This is a genomic window from Hyunsoonleella aestuarii, from assembly GCF_006148925.1.
GTDB lineage: Bacteria > Bacteroidota > Bacteroidia > Flavobacteriales > Flavobacteriaceae > Algibacter_D > Algibacter_D aestuarii.
The window spans coordinates 926,558-949,853 of sequence record NZ_VAWB01000001.1 but is presented as its reverse complement, the minus strand read 5'-3'; the positions used below and the strand labels follow the sequence as shown (position 1 = coordinate 949,853).

At 33.2% G+C, this 23,296-nt stretch carries 18 protein-coding genes; 10 read left to right on the top strand and 8 right to left on the bottom strand.

Translation table 11 applies throughout. The annotated features are described in order from the left end of the window. Nucleotide 1: 1 nt before the first annotated feature. The 3 genes from FEF17_RS04400 to FEF17_RS04390 form a co-directional block, all read right to left on the bottom strand. Nucleotides 2-2,758, bottom strand: coding sequence for a PD-(D/E)XK nuclease family protein (locus FEF17_RS04400; protein WP_139001145.1), 2,757 nt, complete (start codon nt 2,756-2,758; stop codon nt 2-4). A gap of 76 nt (nt 2,759-2,834) precedes the next feature. Beyond that, nucleotides 2,835-4,211, bottom strand: coding sequence for an OmpA family protein (locus tag FEF17_RS04395; protein ID WP_139001144.1), 1,377 nt, complete (start codon nt 4,209-4,211; stop codon nt 2,835-2,837). 137 nt (nt 4,212-4,348) lie between these two features. After that, nucleotides 4,349-7,486: a UvrD-helicase domain-containing protein gene (locus FEF17_RS04390; RefSeq protein WP_139001143.1), complete on the bottom strand. Its 3,138-nt coding sequence runs from the start codon at nt 7,484-7,486 to the stop codon at nt 4,349-4,351. A 123-nt stretch (nt 7,487-7,609) separates the two neighbouring features. On the opposite strand from FEF17_RS04390, the gene FEF17_RS04385 reads away from it, so the two are divergent. Then, a complete protein-coding gene (locus FEF17_RS04385) occupies nt 7,610-8,218 on the top strand; it encodes a superoxide dismutase (RefSeq protein ID WP_139001142.1) in 609 nt (202 codons plus the stop codon). A 681-nt stretch (nt 8,219-8,899) separates the two neighbouring features. Here FEF17_RS04385 and FEF17_RS04380 read toward each other — a convergent pair. Together FEF17_RS04380 and FEF17_RS04375 are read right to left on the bottom strand one after the other, a co-directional pair. Then, a complete protein-coding gene (locus tag FEF17_RS04380) occupies nt 8,900-10,798 on the bottom strand; it encodes an amidophosphoribosyltransferase (RefSeq protein WP_139001141.1) in 1,899 nt (632 codons plus the stop codon). 51 nt (nt 10,799-10,849) lie between these two features. After that, nucleotides 10,850-11,776 (bottom strand): PfkB family carbohydrate kinase, encoded by a 927-nt coding sequence (locus tag FEF17_RS04375; protein WP_139001140.1) that lies wholly within the window; start codon nt 11,774-11,776, stop codon nt 10,850-10,852. A 142-nt stretch (nt 11,777-11,918) separates the two neighbouring features. Here FEF17_RS04375 and FEF17_RS04370 point away from each other — a divergent pair, with 142 nt between their 5' ends. Then, on the top strand, nt 11,919-12,536 hold the full coding sequence (locus tag FEF17_RS04370; protein WP_139001139.1) for a hypothetical protein: 618 nt from the start codon (nt 11,919-11,921) through the stop codon (nt 12,534-12,536). 1 nt (nt 12,537) lies between these two features. On the opposite strand, the gene FEF17_RS04365 is transcribed toward FEF17_RS04370, so the two are convergent. Further along, complete coding sequence (locus FEF17_RS04365; protein ID WP_139001138.1) at nt 12,538-13,179, bottom strand: ribonuclease H1 domain-containing protein; 642 nt, start codon at nt 13,177-13,179, stop codon at nt 12,538-12,540. Continuing rightward, nucleotides 13,172-13,738, bottom strand: a complete 567-nt coding sequence (purN, locus tag FEF17_RS04360; protein ID WP_139001137.1) for a phosphoribosylglycinamide formyltransferase — start codon at nt 13,736-13,738, stop codon at nt 13,172-13,174. Before purN ends, FEF17_RS04365 begins: the two co-directional genes overlap by 8 nt. Before the next feature lie 186 nt (nt 13,739-13,924). Here purN and FEF17_RS04355 point away from each other — a divergent pair, with 186 nt between their 5' ends. The 5 genes from FEF17_RS04355 to pyk all read left to right on the top strand — a co-directional run bounded on the left by FEF17_RS04355 (nt 13,925) and on the right by pyk (nt 18,214). Then, nucleotides 13,925-14,158 (top strand): acyl carrier protein, encoded by a 234-nt coding sequence (locus tag FEF17_RS04355; RefSeq protein ID WP_008269813.1) that lies wholly within the window; start codon nt 13,925-13,927, stop codon nt 14,156-14,158. A gap of 13 nt (nt 14,159-14,171) precedes the next feature. Beyond that, the gene (fabF, locus tag FEF17_RS04350) at nt 14,172-15,422 is read left to right on the top strand and encodes a beta-ketoacyl-ACP synthase II (protein ID WP_139001136.1); all 1,251 of its coding nucleotides are present in this window, start codon (nt 14,172-14,174) and stop codon (nt 15,420-15,422) included. Nucleotides 15,423-15,429: 7 nt separating this feature from the next. Beyond that, nucleotides 15,430-16,170 carry a ribonuclease III gene (gene rnc, locus FEF17_RS04345; RefSeq protein WP_139001135.1) on the top strand — a complete coding sequence of 247 codons (741 nt, stop codon included), beginning with the start codon at nt 15,430-15,432 and terminating at the stop codon, nt 16,168-16,170. A gap of 116 nt (nt 16,171-16,286) precedes the next feature. Further along, nucleotides 16,287-16,772, top strand: coding sequence for an IPExxxVDY family protein (locus FEF17_RS04340; RefSeq protein WP_139001134.1), 486 nt, complete (start codon nt 16,287-16,289; stop codon nt 16,770-16,772). After that, entirely contained in the window at nt 16,772-18,214 is a 1,443-nt protein-coding gene (pyk, locus tag FEF17_RS04335; protein WP_139001133.1) for a pyruvate kinase, read from the top strand. The genes FEF17_RS04340 and pyk overlap by 1 nt, the downstream gene beginning before the upstream one ends. A 79-nt stretch (nt 18,215-18,293) precedes the next feature. On the opposite strand, the gene dinB is transcribed toward pyk, so the two are convergent. Next, on the bottom strand, nt 18,294-19,394 hold the full coding sequence (gene dinB, locus FEF17_RS04330) for a DNA polymerase IV (protein ID WP_139001132.1): 1,101 nt from the start codon (nt 19,392-19,394) through the stop codon (nt 18,294-18,296). A gap of 42 nt (nt 19,395-19,436) precedes the next feature. On the opposite strand from dinB, the gene FEF17_RS04325 reads away from it, so the two are divergent. The 3 genes from FEF17_RS04325 to FEF17_RS04315 all read left to right on the top strand — a co-directional run bounded on the left by FEF17_RS04325 (nt 19,437) and on the right by FEF17_RS04315 (nt 23,294). Further along, on the top strand, nt 19,437-19,910 hold the full coding sequence (locus FEF17_RS04325) for a CYTH domain-containing protein (protein ID WP_139001131.1): 474 nt from the start codon (nt 19,437-19,439) through the stop codon (nt 19,908-19,910). An 8-nt stretch (nt 19,911-19,918) separates the two neighbouring features. Beyond that, nucleotides 19,919-20,458, top strand: coding sequence for a YciI family protein (locus FEF17_RS04320; RefSeq protein WP_139001130.1), 540 nt, complete (start codon nt 19,919-19,921; stop codon nt 20,456-20,458). 163 nt (nt 20,459-20,621) lie between these two features. After that, a complete protein-coding gene (locus tag FEF17_RS04315; RefSeq protein WP_139001129.1) occupies nt 20,622-23,294 on the top strand; it encodes a T9SS type B sorting domain-containing protein in 2,673 nt (890 codons plus the stop codon). Nucleotides 23,295-23,296: the final 2 nt, after the last annotated feature.

Below are 23,296 nucleotides of genomic sequence, written 5' to 3'. Positions count from 1 at the left end.
TTTAAAGTTTTTTTTCTGTGAATGGAATATCAGGATTGCAAATTTCCTTAATTAGTTTTATTAGTTCATTTTCAAAAGAAAGAAGTGTGTCATTTGTAATTAATGTGTTTTTGGCTCTACTGAAAGGGCTTTCTTTTTTACCGAATTTTAAAAAGCCTGAGCCTAAATTATTAAATGAAACAATGCCTGCTTCAACAGGAAGTTGAATGCTATTTGTCTTTTTTAGCAAGTATGTGTAAAATAGCACTTGGAAGCTTTTACCATACTTTTTGTAATCGGTAGAAATAACTTCCCAATCTGCAAGTTCTACTTGATTTTGATTAACACTACCAGTTTTATAGTCAATAATTCGAGTAACTCCGTTATAAGAATCAATCCGATCTATTTTTCCAGTTAACCAAACTGGAAAATTAAGTCTAGGGACATCAATAGAAATGTTATGATTAGCCTCAATAGCTATAATTTTTATTGAATTTCCTGCGTCTAACTCTCTTATTTCAAAATCTAGGAAATTGGAAACATAACGTTTAGCAATTTCAAAAACAATTAGATTTTTACCTTTTGTAATATCTCCTTTTTTATATTCTTTTTTAAAGTGAAAAGCCACTTTTTTATCTATTTGGCTTTTTAATTTTTTAAGACTCTCAATCATTAAAAATTCTCCTTCTAAGGGTTTGTAAAAATCCTCCAAGGTGTTATGAACAACTGTGCCTAGAGTATTAGCGGCAATAGTCTCTTCAACATCATCGTATTCTTTAATCTTGAGAACTTTTTGATAGTAAAAATCAATAGGATTTCTAATATAATTAGTAAGAGATGATGGAGACAACCCCGATTTTACAATATCAATTATTAGCTTTTCTAGAGCTTCAGTCTTTATAACAGTGGTTAACTGAGAACTTGTAGAAGGTGTTTTTGGTGTAACTATTTGTTGCTTTATTTGATGAATATTTTCTATTTCTAATTGGGTAATAAACCTACTCTTTTCTCCACCTGTCAAAACATCAGCTTCAGTATTGTATAAGATATAAATATTTTTAGCGCGTTGTAATAGTCTGTAAAAGTGATAGGTGTAAACAGCATCTTTTTCTTTATAAGTTGGTAAATTGTTTTCGAGTTTTACATCAAATGGTATAAATGAATTATTGCTTTTTCCAGAGGGCAAAACCCCTTCGTTAACTGATGATATGATGACTGTCTCAAAATCTATAACTCGAGATTCTAACATTCCCATGATCTGTAAACCTTCTAAAGGCTCTCCTTGAAAGTCTAAGGTTTCAACACTTAATAGTTCTTTGTAAAGACTATATAATGATGAAATATCTCCTATATGGTTGTACTCGGAATTTAGTCTTGAAAGCTCATTAAACATCGAATTAAAGCGATACAAGTATTCTAGAGATAATAAATTTGATCTTTTGTCTCTATCTAAATTTTCTTTTATGGTTAAAATTAATTGAGAACATTTTTTTAAAATGTTTTCTATAGAATTAGACCAATCTGTAAACAATAAATCGATAATGCCATTTCGGTTAGGCGTAATTTCTTTTAGTTGAGTTATATTTAGATAGATATAATTGTTTTCGTTAATGGCTTCAATGAGTTTTGAAGCATAGTCATGATGTTCTTCCACCAGCAATGGTCTAACAAATTGATGAGAAATTATCTTTATAATATCTTTATGATAAAATAAATGGGATCCATTTTTATGCAGAAGGAAAAGAGCGTCAAAAAGCGAGGTTAATGGGGTCGATTTTAATGGAAACCCCATTGTTATATTTAAAGACTCAATGCTCAATGGTAGGGAGTTTAAAATAGGAATTAATAAATTTTCATCTCCTAAAACTACTGCTGTTTTTTCCAAGCTCCCCCTTTCTCTCATTAAATCATTTATGATACTTCCAATATGTTTTGCCTGCCCAACACTTTTGGGAATACCACAAATAGAGATACTTTTTTTATCCGAATAATTATTTGTTACCCAATTAAAAGCATTCTTTTTAAAATAACCCCAGCTGTTTTTATATCGCCGCGTAAACAAGGCGGCATCGTGCTTCGAATTATCTATGAAAACCTTATCGATATCCCAATATATTTTTGCTGAACTATTTTGAAGAAGTTCTTGTATAATGAATTCTTCGGCTGTGTTTAAGGCATTGAACCCTAAAAAAACATGTAATTTATGAGAGTTATCCTTAATATAAGATTCTAAATTTACAACGGCTTCTCTGTAAATTAAACCTTGATAGCCTTTGTTGATATTTAAAAGGTGTTTTGTGAAATGGTTATAATAGTCGTATAACTTATTCCAAAAGGCTAGGTAGTTTCTAACAAAATCTGTCTTGTTGCCTTCTAATGACCAATGCTTTAAGTCTTGAATATCACTCAAATAATTAAAGATTTGTTCTTGAGGAATAAGATGCCTGTCAATTTCGTTAAAATCTTGAAGTAGGATTTGAGCCCATTTAGAAAACGACTCGAATGACTCAATGGCTTTTTTTTCTGATAGCTTAATGTATGATGTATAAAATTCAAACAGAAGCTCTGCATTTGATATGCTCTCTAGCTCAGACATGTCCCCAATAAATTCTTCAATGCTTAAAATAGAAGGGGAGAATATAGGGGCATTGATAAACTGTGGGAGGTGATATTTTAAGAAGACTCCAGCTCTCTTACTTGGCAGAATAAACGTTGTTTTACTTAAATCTACATTTATCTCTTTTAAATCTTTTAAAACATCAAAAATGAAAGTTGTCATTATATAAAAATAAAAAACGCTCCGGATATCCGAAGCGTTTTTAATAAAAGTTTATTACGTAATTTAACTCCTAAAATTATTTAGCTAAGTTAATTTCAACACGTCTGTTATTAGCTCTACCAGCTCTTGTTTTGTTTGTATCGATAGGCTTAGATTCTCCGTAACCAAGTGCAGATAATCTAAATTCATCAACTCCGTTTTTTACTAAATATTCTTTTACCGAAAGGGCTCTTTTCTCAGAAAGACCTTGATTTAGTTTTTCACTACCAACGCTGTCTGTATGACCTTCAACTGTAAATTTAGATGTTGGGTACTCATTAAGAATTCCAATAATATCTTTTAATACAGACTCAGATTGAGATTTGATACTAGCTTTACCTGTATCAAATAATATAGTCTTAGCGTACTCATTTAAAGTCTTTTGAACTTCTTCGGTAACTTCAGGACAACCATTGTTAGCAACAGTTCCTTTAACATCTGGACATTTGTCATCTTTGTCTAAAACACCGTCACCATCACCATCTGGCCATGGGCATCCTTTGTTAGCAGCAGGACCTGCAGTATTAGGACAAGCGTCGTCACCATCAGTAACACCATCGCCATCAGCGTCTGGACAACCAGCTAAAGCTTTTAAACCAGCAACTGAAGGGCAATTATCATCTTTATCGGCAACACCGTCACCATCAGAATCAGGGCAACCGTTAAACTCAGCAGCTCCAGCTTCGTTAGGACAGTCGTCTTTACTATCTTCGATACCATCACCATCAGAATCAGGACAACCGTTGAATGCTTCTAAACCAGCAACATCCGGACAAGCATCATCTTTGTCGTAGATGCCGTCTCCATCTGTATCAGTTCCACCGAATTTAATAGAAAGACCAGCTGTATGTTGGAAATGAGTTTGTAAATAATCTTCAAAAGCATGCTTGTATGTAGTTTGAATAGTTAAACCTACATTTTCGCTAAACCAAAGATTGAAACCTAAAGTACCGTTTAAAGTACCAGCTCCAATTTCATCAATCCAGGTGTATCCACCACCAAGACCTAAGTAAGGCTCAAATGTGTCAAGGTTAAGTCTTTCACCAAGACTATACTTAATAGTACCATCTACGCCATAATAAGAAAGGTCGTCCACTCCTATAGCATCGCCATTTGCATCCTCTCCCCAATTCTCTATTTTATTCAAAGATCCTGTAACGCCAAATGAAAATCCGTCACCTACGTATTTAGAAACAGAGATAGTCGATAAAGAAGGTAAAATGTTATAATTATCTACATCAAAAAATTTGCTGAAGACAGTTTCACTAAAAGGAGCATTATCTCCTGAAGGATAAGCGTCAACCGCATTCACTCCAATAGTAATTTGCCATGGATTGTTTTCGTCTTGTGCATTTACGTTGCTATAACCAAGTACAAGCAACATAGCGAACAATAATCTGCTAAGATTTTTCATATTCAAAAGTTTAATTTTTAAGTGTTAATTGTGAACAAAAGTAAGTTGTTAAATTTTATTAACAAAGACAAATATATAAAAATATTGAAGATTCCTTTTGTATATCAATAGTTCAGAATGATTTTAGATAATGTATTTTAAACTTCTTTGACCATAATTTCTTCATTTACATAGACAAGAATCCTTTTTTTGACTTTTATTTCCATGCTTTCCATTACATCTTGATAAAGCCATAACTGCCGTATATGCTTAATTTCTTCATTACCTGTTTTGTAATCTATTATTATAGCTTCGTTTTCATTATTGATATTTATACGATCTGGCCTTAAAACTTTGCCACTTTTATCTATAATATCTCTTTCATTGTAAACAATATTATTGGGTTGATAAAATGCTATTAAGTCTGGATGCTTAACAATATTCAAAACGGTTTGTTTTAATGGATGTAATTGCTCTTTTTTCATAACCGAAGCTTTTGCGAAAGTATTAATGGCATTGTCAACGTCATAAATCGTATAAATTTGAGCCATTATGTTATGAATGAGATTTCCTTTTTCAACAGCTAATTCCTGCTCTGTGTCCCACATAGAGGCAGATTTAGTTATAATTTTAATATTGTGTTCTTCTTTTGATGTTGAGATAAATTCCTTCTGAAAATGTGTTGTATCTGTTGTCTTAATCGAATTAGTGTTTTTTTTCTTAATTCCAAAAGAATAAACAGAATCAATATCATTCCAAATCTCTATGTTTTTTAAGTAAGTAATTAATAAACCTGAGTATTTATTTTTGGTGATGATACCTTTAGAATTTATGTCTTTGGTGGAAATGACATACAAGTGTTCAACCGCCCGAGTCATGGCAACATAAAGAAGATTAATATTATCCAGTTCTAATTCAGATTGATGTCTTTTATATAGACCCAAGCCTTCGTCTCCAAAATATTGAAAGTCCTTATTATAATTTAATAGTGTGTAGGAAAAGCCGTTGTATTTTTCTTTATCCAGCTTAAACCATTCTTTTGGGTCCTGTTCGCGGTAAATGTCTAAATCGGCATACGGAAATATAACTACTTGGAATTCCAAACCTTTCGATTTATGAATTGTCATAATTTGGACAGCGTTTTGTCCTTGGGGAGAAACAATGCTTAAATTCTCTTTTTTCTTGTCAAAGTAGTTTAGAAATCCTGTGATATCTGATCCTTTTTTTTGAGAGAAATCTAGAATAATATCTAAGTAAAACTGAATGTATGCATTCGAATCTTTTACTAAATTGAAACTTCGTACAATGGTTTCGGCTAAATCATAAAGCGGTAGTTGTAATAATTTAGTATTAGTTACAAACACATTAAAAGCTTCAAATCTTTTAAATAGTCTTTCATTTGAAAGGCCAATGTGTTTGACGAAAAAAGAGTGTTTATCTTCAATATTGAATAAGGACGCTAAATAGGTTAATACCTTAATTTTTATTTCATTCTTTTTCGGATGAGTTAACAGAGTAAGTAAATCATTAATGAAAACGACCTCAGGAGAATTATTTAGAAGCAGCGTCTCGGACGAGATAATAGGAACTCCTTTTTCGCTAAGGTATTCGGCAATAGCGACTCCTTCTTTCTTTTTTCTAACAATTACACAGATATCTTCGAGACCAAAACCCTGTTCTAAACAGTTCTTAATAGTTTTTAAAACTTGTTCTGGAAATAGCTCATCTCTATTATCTTGTTTTTGGATATCTAAAAAAGATAATTCCACATACCCTTGCTCAGTTCGTGTAATGTTTTGAGGTGAACTTTCATAAAGTGATTTGTAATCTGAATCATTAAAAACGGCATGCGCTAAAAAACTGAAAAAACCATTATTAAATGAGACAATCTCTTTAAAGCTCCTATAATTTTCTTCAAGATTTTTTATACCCTGCTTTACCTGAAAAGGAAAAGTTTTTTTATTAAATAAGTCTATAAACTGCTCCGCTTTTCCTCCTCGCCATCTATAAATAGCTTGTTTAGCGTCTCCTACCAACATTGTGCTGCCGTTGACACTCGAAACAGAATTATCCAATAACGGAATTAAATTTTCCCATTGCATAGTTGAGGTATCTTGGAACTCATCTATAAAATAATGTTTAAATTTTTCGCCGATCCGCTCGTATATAAAAGGCGTAGGTTGGTTTTTAATTTCGTGGCTAATTATGGTATTAAATTCCGAAATAAGCATTTTATTCTGAGATTGCTTAAGCGCTATCAATTCATTATTAATAGCGTTTAAAACGGAGAGAGGGGTTATGTTTTTGTAAAAGACTTTTAAGAATTTTAGCTGAAAAACAAGTGTTTTTATTGCTTTGAATTGAGTTTCAATTTCAGGCAGAATCAATTCAATAGTATTGGAAATTGTTGGATTTAGAGACTTGTTATAAATGTTTTTTCTTTCAGTTATATATTCCTCAAGTTTATTGTCGTAAAGCCTGTCGAGTTCTAATTTCGATGCTTTTATAAAATGATTTGGGAGTGTTCCTCTGGAAAAATCGGAATGTTCTATACCGGCCTCTTCAATTAACGCCAGTGTATCTTTAGACTTTTGGATTATAGTGGCTTTTAAATTAAAAACTTCTTTGGCTACTATTTTTTTTAATGTCTTGAAATCATCTAATGTTTTATCTTTCAAAGATGATAGAAAAGGCTTGTCATTTTCATTTATTAAAAGTTTGGCAATCTTGTTAAAATCAAAAGATACATCCCAGCTTTTATCGTCATCGACTTTTTCAATAGCAAATTCAACAAGCGTATCTGTTAGTTGTTTGCTTGTTCCTGCTTTTGCAATTAAGCTATCAACAGCTTCATTTAGTAGCGTATGTTCATCTAATTCAACTTCAAAATTTACAGGTAATTTTAAGTCGTACGCAAAAGTTCTTATTAATTTATGAGTAAAGCCATCAATAGTACTTATGTCAAAAGCGGCATAGTTGTGAATTATGGTTTGTAGTAATGTTTTAGATTTCTTTTTAAGATCTTTCGGATGCATTTTAAGCTCTTCACAAATAGTTTCAAACATGCTATTCGACTCTAATAAAATGGTATCACTAGAAAATGTTTTTAGTGTGCTAATAACTCGTTCTTTCATTTCGGCAACAGCCTTATTTGTAAAAGTTATGGCAAGTATGCGTTTAAAAAGATCTGTGTTGTTTGATTTGAATAAAATCTTCAAATATTCTTTTACAAGTGTATATGTTTTTCCACTTCCTGCGGAGGCGTTATAAATTGTAAAAGGCAGATTTTTTGGCATGTATTAGAATTTAAGACAAGATAAGAACTATCAATGATTTCATAGTAATTAATTATTTTTAATTGCCCTCTTTTATGCGTAAATTTGAATGAAAATAAATACTAATATTTAAAACAAATAATTATGGCTTTTGAATTACCAAAATTAGGATATGCTTACGATGCCTTAGAACCACATATGGACGCAAGAACAATGGAAATACACCATTCTAAACATCATCAAGGGTATACTAATAACTTAAATAATGCTATTGTAGGGACCGATTTAGATGGAAAATCAATAGAAGATATTCTTGCAAATCTAGATATGTCTAATGGTGCAGTAAGAAATAACGGTGGTGGATTTTATAACCATTCTTTATTTTGGACAGTTATGAATCCAGAAGATAGAGGATATTTATCAGGAGAGCTTAAAAACGCTATCGAAGCTGCTTATGGCTCGAAAGATGAATTTATTGCCGCTTTTAGTAAGGCTGCTGCAACTCGTTTTGGATCAGGATGGGCTTGGTTATGTGCTCATAAAGGAGGAAAGATAGAAATCTGCTCTACCCCTAATCAGGACAATCCGCTAATGCCTGGAGTTAGTTGCGGAGGAACACCAATTTTAGGGTTGGATGTTTGGGAGCACGCCTACTATTTAAATTACCAAAACCGTCGTCCAGATTACATTAAAGCGTTCTTTAACGTAATCAATTGGAATGAAGTTGAAAGACGTTATGCTGAAGCAAAATAACTAAGATTTTAAAGTTTGAAAAAATCAATCGCTTAGATTTTATCTGGGCGATTTTTTTGTTTTTATTTTAAAAACAGGTGTATTTAAAAATGAAAAAGGTGAACGAATGTTCACCTTTTTGCCCCAAATCTACCATAAACTTAACCTACTTATGTTATGGTGGCAACAAATTTAAGTACGGAGTAAGCTTTAAAAAAATATTTTAGGTAAACTACTAATATATTGGCTTAAACGGGTTTTAATAAAATATTTGTTAGACTTTTTATAGAAGCGATTGGATAGTATGAAATAAAAAAAAGGCGAACAGAAGTTCACCTTTTTAGCCCCAAATCTACCATGAACTTAACCTACTTATGTTATGGTGATTCGAATATAAATGACTAGTTGGATTCAGTAAAATATTTTAGTTAAACGACTTAAATATCGGCTTAAAAGAAAGCGTAGTTTTAAAATTTATAATTGAGAATAGGCTTACAAACAAGAATTTATTCTATAAAAAAAGGCGAACAGAAGTTCACCTTTTTTTGCCCCAAATCTACCATGAACTTAACCTACTTATGTTATGGTGGTACCAATGTAGATGTATTTGGTATATTTTGACTATTTTTTAGACGAACGGCGTTTTTTTTAGATTAAATGTGGTTTTTATAGATTAAGTGACAGAAATTGATTATTTCGTAATTAATAGGCCCGTTCGTTATTACCTTCATAAAAATTAATAAATGCTCTATTAACAACTCTATTACCACCTACCGTTGGATAATTACCTGTGAAGTACCAATCTCCATTATTATTTGGGCAAGCTTGATGCAGGTTTTCAACTGTTTGAAAAATAATTTTAACCTCAGCGTTTATGGATTCATCGCTTAATAATTCTGATATTTTATCTGAAAGTTGCTCATTAGTAAATGGAGCATAAACTTCTTTAACAAAGTTTTGCACGTCCTCATCATTTAAATCTTCTTGAGCTTTACATTTGTTATAAACGTCCTCAATAATTTGATAGCTGTTGTTGTCTTTTAAAAGTGAAAGCGCGGCTCTAAATGCTACTAAACTTTCGAGATTAGCCATGTCTATACCATAGCAATCGGGATAACGAATTTGCGGCGCAGATGACACTACAACTATTTTTTTAGGATTCAATCTATCCAACATTTTAAGGATACTTTTCTTTAATGTTGTTCCTCTTACAATACTATCATCTATAATGACTAAATTATCTTGAGGTTTAATGACACCGTAAGTAACATCGTAAACATGGGCCACTAAATCGTCTCTACTACTATCTTCTGTTATAAAGGTTCTTAACTTTACATCTTTAATAGCAATTTTCTCAACACGCGTTCTTTCAGATAATATCTCGGTAACCTTTTTAGCGGATAAGGAGCGTTGCCCATTTAATATTTGTGCTGTTTTCTTTTTGTTAAGAAGCGCTTCTGCACGTTCAATCATTCCAAAAAATGAAGTTTCAGCTGTGTTAGGAATGTATGAGAATACAGTATTTTTAGTGTCATTATCAATAGCCTCTAAAACTTTCGGCATTAATAATTCTCCAAGTTTTTTACGCTCTATATAAATTTCGGCATCACTTCCGCGTGAAAAATATATACGTTCAAAAGAACACGCTTTACGCTCTAAAGGTTCTAGAATTTTTTTGATTGCTACTTGTCCTGATTTCTTTGTGATAATGGCATGCCCTGGCTCTAGTTCTTTTACATCTTCAAACTTAACGTTGAATACCGTTTGAATTACAGGTCGCTCTGAAGCAACTACCACAACTTCATCATCCTTATAATAAAATGTAGGTCTAATGCCAGCTGGATCCCTTAAAACAAAAGAGTCACCATGTCCAATAAGTCCTGCCATAGCGTAGCCTCCATCCCAGTTTTTGGCAGCTCTTTTTAATATTTTAGACACTTTTAATCGTTCTGCAATTAAAGGAGATGCTTGTCTTTTATTGTAACCTTCTTTTTTTAAGTCTTTATATATTTTACTAACCGCGTCATCTAAAAAATGACCAATTTTTTCCATTATGGTAATAGTATCGGTATACTCTTTTGGGTGCTGTCCAAGTTCAATGAGATTACTGAACAATTCCTTTACATTAGTCATGTTGAAGTTACCCGCCATAATGAGGTTTCTATGCATCCAGTTGTTCTGTCTTAAAAATGGATGTACACTTTCAACACTATTTTTACCAAAAGTGCCATATCTTACGTGCCCTAATAAAACTTCACCTATATATGGAAGGTTTCTTTTTTGTGCTGCAACATCTTCTTTGTATTCTGGATTCGTTTCAAAAGCTTTGTTAACTCGCTCGTTTATTTGACCGAAAATATCTTGAATGGGTTGTTGTGCAACTGACCTTACCCTGCTAATATATCGTTCGCCTGGGTTAGTATTTAACTTAATACTAGCGAAACCTGCACCATCTTGTCCACGATTGTGCTGCTTTTCCATCATTAAATACATTTTATTTACGCCATAAAAAGCACTTCCATATTTTTCTTTATAGAATTCGAGTGGTTTTAAAAGCCTAATCATGGCAATTCCACATTCATGTTTTAAAGCATCGCTCATTTTGGAGTTCAATTACAAATTAAAAACGCGCTCAATTTTGAGCGCGTCGGTTTATGTTAGTTCTATTTCAAATTGTGTTAGTTGCTTAAATTGCGCTAACCGTTTATGTACTTCTTCGTCCGATAAATTCTGCATACGTTCTGTGCCAAATTTTTCAACACAAAATGATGCTAACGTTGATCCATATATTACAGCATTCTTCATATTTTCAAAAGAGATGTCACTAGTTTTTGCAATATATCCTGCAAAGCCTCCAGCAAAAGTGTCTCCAGCTCCAGTAGGGTCAAAAACTTCCTCAAGGGGTAATGCCGGAGCATAAAATACATGATCGTTATTAAACAATAAGGCACCGTGTTCCCCTTTTTTAATAACTACATATTTAGGCCCCATTTTATGAATTTTTCTTGCGGCAACAACCAGAGAATATTCACCTGTTAATTGTCTTGCTTCCTCATCATTAATAGTAATAACGTCGATTCGTTTTATAACATTCATCAAATCTTCAAGTGCGCAATCCATCCAGAAATTCATGGTATCTAAGATTACCATTTTTGGTTTAACCTCCATTTGATCTAAAACACTCGCTTGGACTAAAGGGTGCAAATTTCCGAGCATTACAACATCTGCATCTTTGTAATTTACTGGAACAACGGGCTTAAAATCGGCCAACGTATTTAACTCTGTAACCAAAGTATCTCTTGAGTTCATGTCATTATGATAACGCCCACTCCAGAAAAAAGTCTTTCCTTCTTTTATAATTTCAACACCAGATATATCAATATTTCTATTTGCCAATAGGTCTAAATATTCCTGTGGGAAATCACCACCAACTACAGAAACTGCTGCAGAATCAATATTGAAATGAGAGGCCGCTAAACCAATAAAAGTGGCAGCGCCACCAAGAATTTTGTCGGTTTTACCAAAAGGAGTTTCAATAGCATCAAAAGCTACTGTACCAACAATTACTAATTTACCCATGGAAAGGAATTCTAATTTCCTGCAAATATAACATGATTAAATTAAAAAGAGCGTATAAAAAGAACAGTAGATGCTGTAATTTATTATGTAATAAAAATTTTATATTTTCGTGGTGTAAATTGTTCATTTAAAGCCTCTCTCAATGAAATTAAACCTTTTTTTTGCATTTTTATTATGTCTTAATGTCACTGCAATGTGGTCGCAAGTCGGCATTGGAACAACAGACCCTTCAGCTGAATTAGAAATAGAGACTACCAATACAGGAATTCCTGCTCTTCAATTAAACCCTCAATCTGCTCCCGATGGAGATGCTGATGGTCAATTGGCAGTTATTGGTGACAAACTTTACATGTACGATTTAACTAGAGATAAGTGGTTGAGTATCGAAACTACAGCTTTACAATATGGTAGGAATGGTAATGTAAATAATCAAAGGTTAAGATTTGGAGGCGATTTGAGAAATAATTCTAGCGGACCACTAATGCCTTTTGACGGTACCATAGTTTATATGACTATTAAATCTTCTGATGGCTCTTCTACTAAAGATTTTGATATTAAGATTAATGGAACTGATGTTGGAAATGATACAGATGCTACTTTAGATGGAAGAGTAAATTTATCAAGTGGATCTTTTACTCAAACTGAATATAATATAGATTTCGATGCAGGAGACTTTATTACTTTAGAAATAAGAAATGGAAGTGATGTGGCTAATCCAGCTGGAGTTATTTGGGTAAAATGGCGGGTAGATAACCCTTAATCTATTTTCTTCCAAAATCTGCTGGTATTTCGCCCCAAGCTTTGGTTTCCCATTTAACAATCACCGTTTTGTATGTGTTGTTTTGTAACCAATCTATAGCTCTATCTACTAATTCAAAAAGTGGTTTATTCTTGTTACTTTGTTTTAATTTGGTGTTACATTTTTTCTTTTTCACCCAAATCATTGCCGTTTTAGAATCTGTGTAAAGAATTCTATCACTATTATTTTTTTTGAGTAATGCTAAGCCATGCACAATGGCTAGAAATTCACCAATATTATTTGTGCCCTCTTCAAAAGGACCTTGAATGAATAATTGTTTTTTACTTTTCGTATCTACACCGCGGTATTCCATTTTTCCTGGATTGCCGCTAGAAGCAGCATCCACGCAGATGGAATTGTAATTAGGCTGTCCGATTTTTTTTAGCTGCTCTTCAGAAAGTTCACTTTTAAATTTAGAAGCCTTGCCTATATAATCTTTGTAATTGCCTTTTAGCGCTTTTTTTGCAGCCTCGAAAGTTGAAAACGATTTGTATTGTGCCCCTTGAAAATCTTTAATTTGTGCTTTGCAATCGTCCCATGATTCAAAAACCCCGGTGTGATGCCCTTTCCAAACGGTATAATATTTCTTTTTCTTTTTACTCATTCAAAAGTGTCTCAACAACTTTCGGAAAATACTCCATTTCCAATTCATGAATTTTAGCAGCTACATCATCAGCATTATCAGTTTTTAAAACATCACATTTTGCTTGAAAAATCATAGCACCTTCATCATAATTTTCATTTACATAATGTATGGTAATTCCAGTTTCAGTCTCATTATTAGCTACAACAGCTTCATGAACATGCATGCCATACATACCTTTACCGCCATATTTTGGCAATAAGGCAGGATGTACATTGATTACTTTATCTGGGAACTTGTTCAAAATATGTTCTGGAAATTTCCATAGAAAACCGGCTAAGACAATTAAATCTGGACTAGTAGCTTTTAAAATATTCAAAACATCATCGGTTTTTGAAAAAGCTATTCTGTTGAAGGACAAAGCACTAACATTTAGTTTTTTAGCACGATCTAAAACTTTGGCATGAGGATTGTTAGAAAGTACTTGAATAACAGACACATTATCTCTGTTGTGAAAAAACTTAATTAAATTTTCAGCATTAGTACCACTTCCGGACGCAAAGATTACAATACGTTTCATTTTACAGACAATAATGTTATTATTATTCGAACAAAAAAAAGAATAATTATTAACAATTAGAAGGGAAAAACTAAATACTTAAATGTAATTTTAGTAAATTACAAGCACATTTTTATAGTAAAGATGTGTTTTAAAAATAAAGTTTTTTATTTTTGCCAACTAATTAAAACTTAAAATTAAAAGATTATGTCAGACATTGCATCAAGAGTAAAAGCGATTATCGTGGACAAATTAGGAGTTGATGAGAATGAAGTTGTTACTGAAGCTAGTTTCACAAACGATTTAGGAGCAGACTCATTAGACACTGTGGAATTAATCATGGAATTTGAAAAAGAATTTGATATTCAAATACCAGACGATCAAGCTGAAAATATTGCTACAGTTGGTCAAGCTATTTCTTATATAGAGGAAGCAAAATAAGCAAAAATACTTTATGGAATTAAAGCGAGTTGTAGTCACAGGATTAGGGGCTTTAACACCTATTGGCAATACCAAAGATGAATATTGGGAAGGCTTGATTAGTGGAAAAAGTGGTGCTGCGCCTATAACATATTATGATACCGAGAAGTTTAAAACAAAATTCGCTTGCGAATTAAAGAACTTTAACGCAACCGACTTTCTAGATAGAAAAGAAGCTCGAAAAATGGATAAATTTGCGCAATACGCTATGGTAGCTGCAGATGAAGCCATTGAAGATGCTAAATTAGATCTAGAATCAGTTAATAAGTTGCGGGTTGGTGTTATATGGGGTGCAGGAATTGGTGGATTAGAAACCTTTCAGCAGGAAGTATTAAACTTTGCTGATGGCGATGGATCTCCAAGATTTAACCCATTCTTTATTCCTAAAATGATTGCTGACATTGCACCAGCAAACATTTCTATTAAGCACGGTTTTATGGGACCTAACTATACTACGGTTTCAGCATGTGCTTCCTCAGCTAACGCCATTTTTGATGCTTTAAACTCTATTCGTTTAGGGCATTGTGATGTTGTTGTTACAGGAGGAAGTGAAGCGGCTGTTACTATAGCTGGTATGGGAGGTTTTAATGCGATGCACGCCTTATCTACAAGAAATGAAAGTCCAGAAACAGCATCTCGTCCATTTGATGGGACGAGAGATGGTTTTGTTTTAGGCGAAGGTGCAGGAGCACTAGTTTTAGAAGATTATGAGCACGCAAAAGCAAGAGGAGCAAAAATATATGCTGAAGTAGCAGGAGGTGGATTATCATCTGATGCTTACCATATGACGGCGCCTCACCCAGAAGGCATAGGTGTAATTGCAGTAATGAAAAACTGTTTAGAGAACGCTGGACTCAAGCCAGAAGATGTAGACCATATTAATACGCATGGTACATCTACTCCATTAGGCGATGTGGCAGAGTTAAAAGCTATTTCTAACGTGTTTGGAGATCATGCAAAAAATATAAATATTAATTCTACAAAATCAATGACAGGTCACCTTCTAGGTGCAGCGGGAGCTATTGAAGCAATTTCGGTTATTTTGGCTATGGAACATGGTGTTGTCCCACCAACAATTAACCATACCACCGTTGATGAAAACATTGACCCAGAATTAAATTTAACACTAAACAAGGCTCAAAAAAGAGATGTTAAAGTAGCTATGAGTAATACATTTGGATTTGGCGGTCACAACGCTTGTGTCGTATTCAAAAAGATAGATTAAATCCCGAATGAATATCATTCGTAACATACTAAATTCCCGTTTTGAACGAAACGGGAATTTTTTTATGGAATTAACCAAAATACTTGGGTTTAAACCCAAGAAAATCAAGGTTTACGAGAAAGCCTTTACCCATCGTTCTATGAACATAAAAGACAGCAAAGGAAATGCTGTTAATTATGAGCGATTAGAATTTTTGGGTGATGCCATGTTAAGCTCGGTTATTGCTTCTCATTTATATTTAGAGGTTCCTGGAGGCGATGAAGGTTATTTAACCAAAATGCGTTCTAAAATAGTAAGTAGAGAACATCTCAATGAATTGGGAAAGGATCTAAACCTCATAAGCTTAGTTGAAAGCAAAATTCCACCTGGACAATTTGGAGATAATATTCACGGGAATTTGTTTGAAGCCCTAGTAGGGGCAATTTTTTTAGACAAAGGTTACAAATATTGTGAAAGTTTTATTTTTAATCGTGTCATTATTCCTTATGTAGATATTGAAAAATTAGAGGGCAAAGTAATAAGCTATAAGAGTTTGCTTATTGAATGGTGTCAAAAAGAAAAGAAAACCTTTAACTATCAAGTATATGAAGATACAGGAAATGATGATGTTCGTCACTTTTCAGTTAAGCTTTCAATAGATGATAAAATAGTTGCTAAGGCCAGAGCAACATCAAAGAAAAAGGCTGAAGAAAAAGCTTCTAAGCGTGCGTTTTTCGTTTTTCAAAGTAGAATTTCTAAAATGATTTAATTCATTTTTAATTAATTTGAACTATAACGTTTTAGTAGTATTTATTTGTAACATTGGTTGAAACATATCTTTAGTATGTTTTATATGCACTATATTTACGTCGATAATTATAAGTTATGGCTGTTCACAAACTTATTCTTGAAGATGTTTTTAATGAGGTTAGTTACACCTTAATTGGAATACATTGTACCATTGAAGATTATCGCGTGGCTTATCTTTTAAATAAATATTTAGGGATAAATTTAGTGCGTAGTAAGGAGGATTTAGATTTTAAAAACAGTAAATCTAACTACGCTTTTTTCGAGTGGGAAGATAAAAAACATCTCACTACTTGGAGCTTAGTATCAAATATTTGTAAGCGAGAAGAAGCACGAGATATTGATTTAAAATCTTTATTTAAAACCCAAGAGCAGATTACAAAAACATTTAATTTAATACCTGAATATAGGCAGGTTAACTATTTTTTAAAAATAGATAATGAATATAATTATACAAAAGAGAAATCCATACTTAATCGTATATTGAATATTCCTCAAATTGTAACAGCCTATACGGTTGACGCAAGTCAATTAAAATCTAAGGATAATTTAATTTTTTACTAATGCCAAAAACAAAAAAAACAAAAATAGTAGCAACATTAGGGCCCGCTTCTAGCACTAAAGAAGTATTGAAAGGAATGTTAGATGAAGGCGTTAATGTGTTTAGAATAAATTTCTCCCATGCCGATTATAACGACGTAAAAGAAAGAATAGAAATTATTCGTTCGCTTAATGAAGAATTTGGATATAACGCATCAATATTAGCAGATTTACAAGGGCCAAAACTTCGTGTAGGAGTGATGAAGGAAGAAGTGGTGGTTAATCCAGATGATGAAATTATCTTTGCTACAGGAGAACGCTTTGAAGGAACTAAAGAGCGTGTTTACATGACTTATGAAAGGTTTCCTCAAGATGCTAAACCAGGAGAACGTATTCTTTTAGATGATGGAAAACTAATTTTTGAAGTTGTATCTACTGATGATAAAAGTGAAGTAACTGCAAAAGTTATTCAAGGAGGACCTTTAAAATCTAAAAAAGGAGTAAACCTTCCTAATACCAACATTTCTCAACCAGCACTTACAGAAAAAGATATTGAAGATGCCATTTTCGCAATAAGCCAAGACGTAGATTGGATAGCCTTATCGTTTGTACGTCACGCAGAAGACCTTATGCAGCTTCGTGATTTAATCAAAGAACACAGCGAATACAAAATCCCGATTATTGCAAAAATTGAAAAACCAGAAGCGGTAGAGAACATCGATAAGATTGTAGCTCATTGTGATGGTTTAATGGTAGCTCGTGGTGATTTAGGAGTTGAAGTTCCTGCCGAAGAAGTCCCGTTAATACAAAAACAACTAGTGTTACGAGCGAAGAAAGCTAGAATACCAGTTATCATTGCCACACAAATGATGGAGACCATGATTTCTAGTTTAACACCTACTCGAGCCGAGGTAAATGATGTAGCAAATTCGGTTATGGATGGTGCAGATGCTGTAATGCTTTCTGGAGAAACTTCAGTAGGTAGTTATCCAGTTGAGGTTATTAGACAAATGTCTGATATACTTAAAAGTGTTGAAGACTCTAACCTTATTCAGGTACCGCAATTACCTCCACATATAAGAACTAACAGATACATAACGAAGTCTATTTGTTATCATGCCGCAAATATGGCAAACGAAATAAATGCAAAAGCCATTTCCACTTTAACTAATAGTGGTTATACCGCTTTTCAAATTTCGGCTTGGAGACCTTCTTGTCATATTCTGGTGTTCACGTCTAACAAGCGTATTTTAACAAGACTAAGTTTGTTATGGGGTGTAAAAGCTTTTTATTATGACAGATTTGTAAGTACAGATGAAACAATAGAAGATGTAAATTCGATTGCTTGTAAAAAAGGGTATTTGGACGTTGGAGATATGTTAATTAGTTTAGCCGCAATGCCTATTCAAGATAAGGGTATGGTGAATACTTTAAGAGTTACAGAAATTAAAACGTGTAGTTTTTAAGAAAGACATACATTTTAAAAGAGTTTTATATTTAAAAAGCTATCAATAATTATTGATAGCTTTTTTTATCCAATGTTATTTAGAATTTAAACTCTAGCTGTACACTCACACTTTTCTTTTCTTTTGGTTTTTCTTTTTTTTCTGTATTTAAATTAGATAAAGAAATTCCTAATAAGCGTACCGAATTATTCAATTTTTCCTGATACAGTAAATCCTTAGCTGTTTCAAATATCACACTTTTATCACTTATAAAAAACTTTAGAGTTTTGCTGCGCGTATGTAGTGTGAAATCACTGTATTTAATTTTAAGTGTTACCGTTTTTCCGGCAACTTTGCTTTTGTTTAAACGCCTTGAAACCTCTTCGGCAATATGCTCTAGTTTTTCAAGCATAAAAACTTCAGAAGATAAATTTTCACTAAATGTTCGTTCGGCTGCTAAACTTTTTCTGGTCCGGTCCGGCTTTACTTCACTAGTATGAATGCCTCTAACAATATGGTAATAATAGCGTCCAGATTTTCCAAAATTTGCATCTAAATAATCAATCGATTTTTGTTTTAAATCTAATCCAGTAAAGATTCCTTTTTGGTACATTTTTTCTGCCGTTACTTTACCAACACCGTAAAACTTCCTGATATCTAATTGCTCCAAAAATTCTAAAACCTCTTCAGGATTTACAGTTTTTTGACCATTTGGTTTGTTATAATCACTTGCTATTTTAGCTATAAATTTATTAATGGAAATACCAGCAGATGCTGTTAGGCCTACTTCATTTAAAATTCGGGTTCTTATTTCTTTTGCTATTAATGAAGCGCTTGGATTACCGTTTTTATTTTCTGTGACATCTAAATAGGCCTCGTCTAATGATAATGGTTCAACTAAGTCTGTGTAATCAAAAAAAATAGACCTTATTTGTTTAGAGATTTCAGAGTAACGTTCAAAGTTTGGTCTAACAAAAATAAGTTCAGGACATAATTTTGAGGCTAGATTTCCAGCCATAGCACTTTTGACTCCGAACTTTCTTGCTTCGTAACTTGCTGCACTAACGACACCGCGTTTACCGCCACCGCCAACAGCAACAGGCTTACCTTTAAGCAAAGGGTTATCCATTTGTTCAACAGAGGCATAAAACGCATCCATATCAACATGAATAATTTTTCGTATTGGTAAATCGAATGGCATACCGTAAATTTAGACATTTAATGTCTTTTAAGTTAGAAGTATATGATTGAAATAGAACGAAAATTTTTAGTAAACTCTTATGCTTTTAAGAAAGAGTCGTTTAAAAAAACGAGAATTGTTCAAGGGTTTTTAAATACCCATAAAGAGAGAACAGTAAGAGTAAGATTAAAAGGTGATAAAGGTTTTTTAACTATAAAAGGGCAATCCTCAAAAGATGGATTAGCACGTTTTGAGTGGGAGACAGAAATTAGTATTAAAGACGCTAATGGTTTAATAGAATTATGCGAATCGGGTGTTATAGATAAAGTGCGTTATGAAGTACAAGTAAAAAATCATATTTTTGAGATAGATGAATTTCTGGGTGATAACGAAGGATTAATTATTGCAGAAGTGGAATTGAACTCGAAAAATGAAGGTTTTGAAATGCCAATTTGGCTAGATAAAGAAGTAACAGGAGATATAAAGTATTACAATTCACAATTAAGCCAAGACCCTTTTTGCAATTGGGGAAAATAAAAATCAAGATGAGAAAACTATTAATTACAACATTAATTTTAGCATTTATGCTTTCGTGTAAAGAAGAAACGAAAGCCAATTTACCAGATTCTAAAGAAACCGATTTAGAAGAAAAAGTTGATATTGAAAAAATTGAGGATACTTTAACTTCTGTAAAAAAATCAACTGCTCAGTTAAAAGATGAACTTACATCCAAAGGGTTTCAAATTTTTGATTATGTAGATGAAAAAACTCAAGATACAGTTTTAATGCAGCAATATTTCATTGCTTTTTTAAAGCGAGGACCAATTCGATCTCAAAATGAAGAAGAATCGGAGTTAATTCAAAAAGAGCATTTAGCACACCTTAGTAAAATGTATGAATTAGGATATGCTGATATTTCTGGACCCTTTGGAGACAATGGAGACATACGCGGCATTACCATATATAATGTTCCTACAATTAAAATGGCTGATAGTTTGGCTAATTCAGATCCTGCTGTAAAAGCGGGTAGATTAGAAATAGAAATCCACCCTTGGTGGGCGGCTAAAGGCTTTCCTTTGAGGTAAAGTTATTTTTGCATTTCATAACATAACAGTTATTTCAGTATTAGGACCCTATGTATGGTATTTGTATAGGTCTTTTTAATTTTTGCCTCTAAACTTTTTATTATTATAGCTTTCAAATAATACAAAGCTATACGTTATTAAAAATATTTTTGTTTTAGGAGTTGTGTTTTCTGCCTTTTTTTGTTCGCGGATTCAGGCGCAATTAGGGTTTTGTAGTGGGAATTCAGGAAGTCCTATTTTTACTGAAACTTTTGGAACGGGTGTAACTAATTCTTCTTTACCTTTTGGAACAACAACATATTCATTTTCTAATGGAGAACCAAATGATGGGTTTTATACTGTCTCAAGTAATACCGCTTATTTTGATTGGTTTAATATTAGTGACCATACCTTAAATGATACTAATGGTAAAATGCTTATTGTAAATTCTGATTTTACAGCAGGGGAGTTTTACCGCACAGGTATTAATGGTCTTTGTGAAAATACAACTTACGAGTTTTCTTCATGGGTGTTAAATCTTTCCCCATTAAATGGTTTCTGTGGATCCGCTGTAATTCCTATTAATGTAAGGTTTGAAATTTGGGATAACACAAACACCAATTTATTGGCTTCAGGAAGTACAGGAAATATTATAAGTACAAGTTCTCCAGTTTGGAATCAATACGCCTTAGTTTTTCAAACTTTACCAGGTCAAACATCGGTAATTTTAAAAATGATTAATAATGGAGTAGGAGGATGTGGGAATGACTTAGCGATTGATGATATAGTTTTTAAGTCGTGCGGAGATAGAATAATAGTTGAAGACCCATCAAATAATAACAGTGCGAGTGTCTGTTCACTTGATACTCCATATTCAACGATTTTGACTGCAATACCTGATAATACCGTGTTTAGTTCTCATTTCTATCAGTGGCAGAATAGTCTCGATGGAATTATCTGGACAGATATTATTGGGGAAACAAATCAAAGTATTTCAATCTCTGGGGTGTCTAATACTACTTATTATAGAACTAAGGTGTCAGAATCAATGATTAATGTAAATAATGCTTTGTGTAATACCCTTTCAGATGAATTTATAATAACCGTTAATAATCCAACAACTCCAACATTTAATCCAGTTTCTGATATATGCGATGGTGACGCCTTGGCAGCATTACCAACTATGTCGATTGAGGGAATTACAGGTACATGGAGCCCGACTTTAGATAATACAACCACTACAACATATACCTTCGTCCCAGACTCTAATCAATGTGCAATAAACCAAACAATGACTATTGTAGTTAATCCAATTGTAACTCCAACATTTATTCAAGTTTTTGCAATATGTGAAGGGGATTCATTAGCTGCTTTACCAACCATGTCTAATGAAGGGATAATAGGTGTATGGAGTCCCTCCCTTAATAACGCAGCTACTACAACATATACGTTTGTTCCAAATTCAGGTCAATGTGCAGTAAATCAAACAATGACTATTGCGGTTAATCCAATTCTAACACCAACGTTTAATCAAATATCTCCAATATGTTTTGGGGCTATAATAACACCGCTGCCAACGGTATCCAATGAAGGTATAACAGGTTCTTGGAGCCCCTCCTTAGATAACACAATCACTACAACATATACTTTTGTGCCTAATTCTGGTGTTTGTGTAACAAATCAAACAATGACTGTTGAGGTTAACCCGATAGTAACCCCAACGTTTAATCAAGTACCACCTATTTGTAATGGGGATTTCCTAGGGCCTTTACCAACTACATCTCTCGAAGGTATTATGGGTGTTTGGAGTCCTATGTTAGATAATACGGTAACCACAACATATACTTTTACCCCTAATTTTGGGGAATGTGCTATAAATCAAATAATGACTATAGTTGTAAATCCAAATAGCTCACCAACATTTAATCTTGTCTCAGCGATATGCAATGGTGATATCTTGTCTCCTTTACCAACTTCATCTATTGAAGGAATTACCGGTACGTGGAGTCCTGTATTAGATAATACTGTAACAACGACTTACACCTTTACTCCAGACCCTGGTTTTTGCCCTTTACCAGTTAATCTTACTATAGAAGTGTTTGAGAATCCAGTTTTCACCTTACAAGATGAATACTTTCTTTGTTTTGATATTAATGGGGTGTTAGTAATACCTACTACTTTGAATACTGGACTAAATACAGCCGATTATAATTTCACATGGTTATTGAACGGGGTAGCAATTTCTGGAGCAAACCAAGGAAGCTACAATCCGATTGAAGAAGGAAGGTATGAGGTAATTGTTCAAAATTCTATGACCTTATGTGAAACACGCATGTTAACAGATGTAGTTGTGCTTTATGAACCAGATTTTGAAGCCAATGTGATAACAGACGCCTTTTCTGAAAACCAAACCATTGAGGTAACAGTTTTTAATATAGGTGATTTTGAATATCAGTTAGATGGAGGCCCTTGGCAAGATGCTCCAATATTTATCAATGTTACCCTAGGAGAACATCTAGTTACAGTAAGAGATAAGAGAGGGTGTATTGAAGCGAGTGAAACAATAGTAGTTATGGATTATCCTAAATACTTCACGCCTAACGGCGATGGTTTTCATGACACATGGAATATTACAGCCCCCAGAAATCCATTGGATTATTTAGCTTTATCAAGAGTCAGGATTTTTGATAGGTACGGTAAACTACTTAAGGAAATAGATCCAACAGGTAATGGTTGGAATGGAATCTATAATGGATCACTTATGCATTCTGATGACTATTGGTTTGTTGTAGAATATATTGAGCCAAGGACAGGAGAACCTAAGACTTTTAGATCGAATTTTTCATTAAAGCGATAGGT